This window comes from Dokdonella sp. (assembly GCF_049593775.1).
In the GTDB taxonomy this organism is placed as follows: Bacteria; Pseudomonadota; Gammaproteobacteria; order Xanthomonadales; family Rhodanobacteraceae; genus Dokdonella.
In genome coordinates this window covers 1-4,244 of sequence record NZ_JBAWHJ010000421.1, presented here as the reverse complement: position 1 = coordinate 4,244, position 4,244 = coordinate 1, and the positions used below count along the sequence as shown (strand labels likewise).

At 61.8% G+C, this 4,244-nt stretch carries 2 protein-coding genes; one reads left to right on the top strand and one right to left on the bottom strand.

The features are described from left to right. Positions 1-1,702, bottom strand: a 1,702-nt coding sequence (locus WBP53_RS14565) for a S9 family peptidase (protein WP_423930172.1), incomplete at its 3' end; no start/stop codon positions are given. A 641-nt stretch (positions 1,703-2,343) separates the two neighbouring features. On the opposite strand from WBP53_RS14565, the gene WBP53_RS14560 reads away from it, so the two are divergent. Beyond that, entirely contained in the window at positions 2,344-4,173 is a 1,830-nt protein-coding gene (locus WBP53_RS14560) for an FAD-dependent oxidoreductase (protein ID WP_423930170.1), read from the top strand. Positions 4,174-4,244: the final 71 nt, after the last annotated feature.

Here is a 4,244-nt window from a genome sequence, read left to right as displayed (position 1 = left end):
GAATGAAGCTATACCAGTTGATCACCGGCTTTGCCGATACCGCGGCCCGGAAGCGATCGGTATGGCCGACGATCCATGCCGTCAGGCAGCCACCACCGCTGCCGCCGGTCACGAACAGGTTTTCGGTATCGATCGATCCGCGTGCAATGGTGGCATCCACGACGCTCATCAGATCATCGTAATCCTGGCTTGGGTAGGCGTTCTCGATGAGGTTGGCGAACTCGGTGCCGTAGCTGGTGCTGCCGCGCGGATTGGCGTAGACCACGACATAGCCGGCTGCTGCGTAGAGCTGGATTTCCGGTGCGAAATGCGGGCCGTAGGCGGCGAATGGCCCGCCATGGATCTCCAGCAGCATGGGATATTTCTTGCTCGGATCGAAATTGGGTGGACGCACGATCCAGGCTTGAATGTCACGGCCATCAAACGATGACTTCACCGTGATCGCCTCCATCTTGCCCAGCGTGATGTGCTCGAGCAGGTTGGCATCGAGGTCGCTCAGTGTGCGTGCTTTGCCCGAGCGCTCCACGACAGCGAGGTTTGCCAGGCTTTCCATGCCGCCCTGCGTATAGGCGACGCGCCCGCCCGAGGCCGAGAAGTTGGCTGAGGTGTAGGGACGCCCGATTTCGGTTCCGCCCAGGTCATCGACGATGCGATCGACCTTGCCGCCATTTACGGAAATCCAGCCAAGCCGGGTCTTGCCGTGGTCGTCGAACTGCAACCAGAGCCCACGATTTCCATCCCAGGCGATCGCATCGACATTGAAATCGAAGCCGTCGGTCAGCGAACGGGAGTCGCCTGCATTGGCGCTGCCGACGTAGATGCGGGTTGCCTGATACGGATGGCGTTTGTCGTCAAAGCCGAGCCAGGCCAGTTTCTTTCCGTCGGGCGACAGGATTGCGTGGAAATCCGGACCCTTGCGCTCGGTCAGCCGGGTGACCGAGCCGTCGCTGACAGCAACCCGATACAGCTCGCTGTCTGCTGGCTCGTATTCCCAATTGTCGCTGAGGTTGGCCGAGACGATCACGGCGCTTCCGTCTGCAGTCCAGGTCGGCTGGCTGTTGAAGTTGTGCTTGCCGCTGGTCAGCTGGCGGGCCGCGCCGCCATTGCTGGAAACGACAAATACGTGCGAATAGCCAGGATCGACATAGCCACCGCCATCGACCCGGTAGATGACGCTATCGAGCACCTTGACCGGCGCAGCCCACTCGGCGCCCTTCGGCGGAGTCGGCATTTTCGCCAGCGGTGCCTGCTCGGCTCGCACCCGCATGCTGAAGGCAAGCCAGCGGCCATCCGGTGACCAGCTCAGGTTCCTCGGCGATTCGGTCAGATCGGTGATGCGTGCTGTCTGCCCGGAGTCGAACCAATGCATCTGGATCTGCGATTTGCCGCTGTCGCTGGCGACGAAGGCCATGCGGCGCCCGTCCGGCGACCACGCAGCGCCATAGCCGGAGGCAGCAAGCGGACGCAGGTTCTTGCCATCGCTGTCGATCCGCCACAGGCCGGATTGCTTGCGATCCTTCATGACATCGAAACCCTTGCGCTCGAACACGATCTGGCGACCGTCCGGCGAGATTTGCGGGTTGTCTACCCATTGCAGTCCGAAAACGTCCATGGGTTCGAAGATGCGTGGACCAGCCTGGACGCTGGCGGCGATAAAGCCCGAGCACACGAAGGCTAGGCAGGTGATGGCAATTCGTTGCATGGTGACCCCTGGGCAAAAGCTGAACCTTCATTCTCGCCCCATGCGCCCGCGAGGACCAGCGTGCCAACGGTCATGTACCCCGCAGGTTGGCGGTGAGCAAAGCGAACCCCAACAGCGCCATGCCGATCGTTGCGGGCCAGCACCAGCAGATTCGTCAGGCTCCCCGTCGAAATGACCTTCCTCGCACCGGCACGCCGAAGCCGTTGGGGTTCACATTCATTCACCACCAACCTACGACCCCGCGTCTCGGACTCCCTCCTTTCTCCTAGCGACCCCGTAGGTTGGTGGTGAGCAAAGCGAACCCCAACATCGCCATGCCAACGCCCGCAAAACTCCCTTTCCCCTCGGATGAGGCTGGGGTGACGACTCCATGGATGGAGGAGGTAGAACAGCGTCTTGAACGGCTGCCGAGGGTTCGGCAAACGCGAACTATCCAACCCTGCGCCCACCCCACACCAGCCGAGAATCCGCTTTTTATGGATCCCGAATCCCGTCTCCCGAATCCCCTAATTGTGCGCCGTGTCTTTCATTCCCGGCGGCACCGTGTCTAGACTCCGGTTCAGCCGTGTCACGGGACCTCCACATCGAGTGGAGCGCCCCGATTCGCCGGGGGATCCGGCCTGTCGCAGCGAGGGACCAAGGTGCAACCCACCGACATCAGTGAACCGAAGTACTTCCATAAAGTCGTCGATTGCCAATGGGCCTGTCCGGCCCACACTCCAGTCCCCGAATACATCCGACTGATCGCGGCAGGGCGCTACGCCGATGCCTATATGGTCAATTGGGAGTCAAACGTATTCCCCGGCATCCTCGGGCGCACCTGCGACCGACCCTGCGAACCGGCCTGCCGGCGCGGTCGTGTCGAGGAAAACAACGGCGAAAAGCCCGAGCCGGTCGCCATCTGCCGGCTCAAGCGCGTCGCCGCCGACAACAAGGGCGAGGTCAAGGCACGCATGCCGAAACCCGCCACGAAGAAAAACGGCAAGCGCATCGCCTGTATTGGCGCCGGTCCGGCATCGCTGACCGTCGCCCGCGACCTCGCCCCGCTTGGCTACGAGATCACCATCTATGAAGCCGACCAGAAGGGCGGCGGCTTCATGCGCACCCAGGTGCCACGCTTCCGGCTGCCCGAATCAGTCATCGATGAAGAAGTCGGCTACATCCTCGATCTCGGCGTCGAACTGAAAGGCGGGCAGCGCATCGATTCGATGCGTTCCATGCTCGACAAGAACTACGACGCCGTCTTCGTCGGCTCCGGCGCCCCGCGTGGTCGCGCCCTGAAGTTGCCAGGTTCTGACGAAGCCGCCGCGAATATCCATATCGGCATCGACTGGCTGTCATCGGTCTACTTCGGCCACGTCAAGGAAATCGGCAAGCGCGTCATCGTGCTCGGTGGCGGCAATACCGCCATGGATTGCTGCCGCTCGGCGCGTCGCCTCGGCGGCGATGACGTGAAAGTCATCGTCCGTTCGGGCTTCGACGAAATGAAGGCCTCGCCCTGGGAAAAGGAGGACGCCGCCCACGAAGGCATCCCGATCCTCAACTTCCTCGTGCCCAAGGCTTTCGTGCACGATAACGGCAAACTCACCGGCATGACCTTCGAAAAGGTTCGCGCCGAGTTCGACGAGCGCGGCCGCCGCAAGTTGATCCCGACCGGCGAGCCCGACCAGCATTTCGATTGCGATGAAGTCCTCGTCGCCGTCGGCCAAGAGAACGCCTTCCCCTGGATCGAGCGCGACCTCGGCATCGAATTCAACGAATGGGACATGCCCGTCGTCGACGAAGCCACCCATCAATCGAGCCTGCCGCATGTATTGTTCGGCGGCGATGCAGCATTCGGTCCGAAGAACATCATCTGGGCCGTCGCCCACGGTCATGAAGCGGCAATCTCGATCGATCGACTGCTCTCAGGCGAATCCACTGCCGACCGCCCGCCACCCGAAGTGAAAGTGCTCTCGCAGAAGATGGGCATCCACGAGTGGAGCTACGACAACGACATCTCCGGCGACGAACGCTTCAAGGTGCCGCTGGTACCGTTCGAAGAAGCCATCAAAAGCATGAGCACCGAAGTCGAACTCGGCTTCAACGCCGCAACGGCATGGAAGGAAGCCCAGCGCTGCCTCAACTGCGACATCCAGACCGTCTTCGCCGACGAGGCCTGCATCGAATGCGACGCCTGCGTCGACATCTGCCCGATGGATTGCATCAGCTTCACCGGCAACGCCGAGGAAGACGAGCTGCGCAAGAAACTCACCGCGCCGGCCCTCAACCTGCTGCAAGATCTCTACGTTTCCGGCCCGTTGAAAACCTCCCGCGTCATGGTCAAGGACGAAGATGTCTGCCTGCACTGCGGCCTCTGCGCCGAACGCTGCCCGACCGGCGCCTGGGACATGAAGAAAGTCCTCATCGAAATGACTCACGCCAACACGCCTACATGCCCAAAGAAAACCAGCAAGCGGGAGGCCGCGTGATGCACAGGTCATCCTCCGAGCTTCCCTGCAGGAAGCGGCTTCAGCCGTCCCGAAAAGGGGACTTCCTTCGG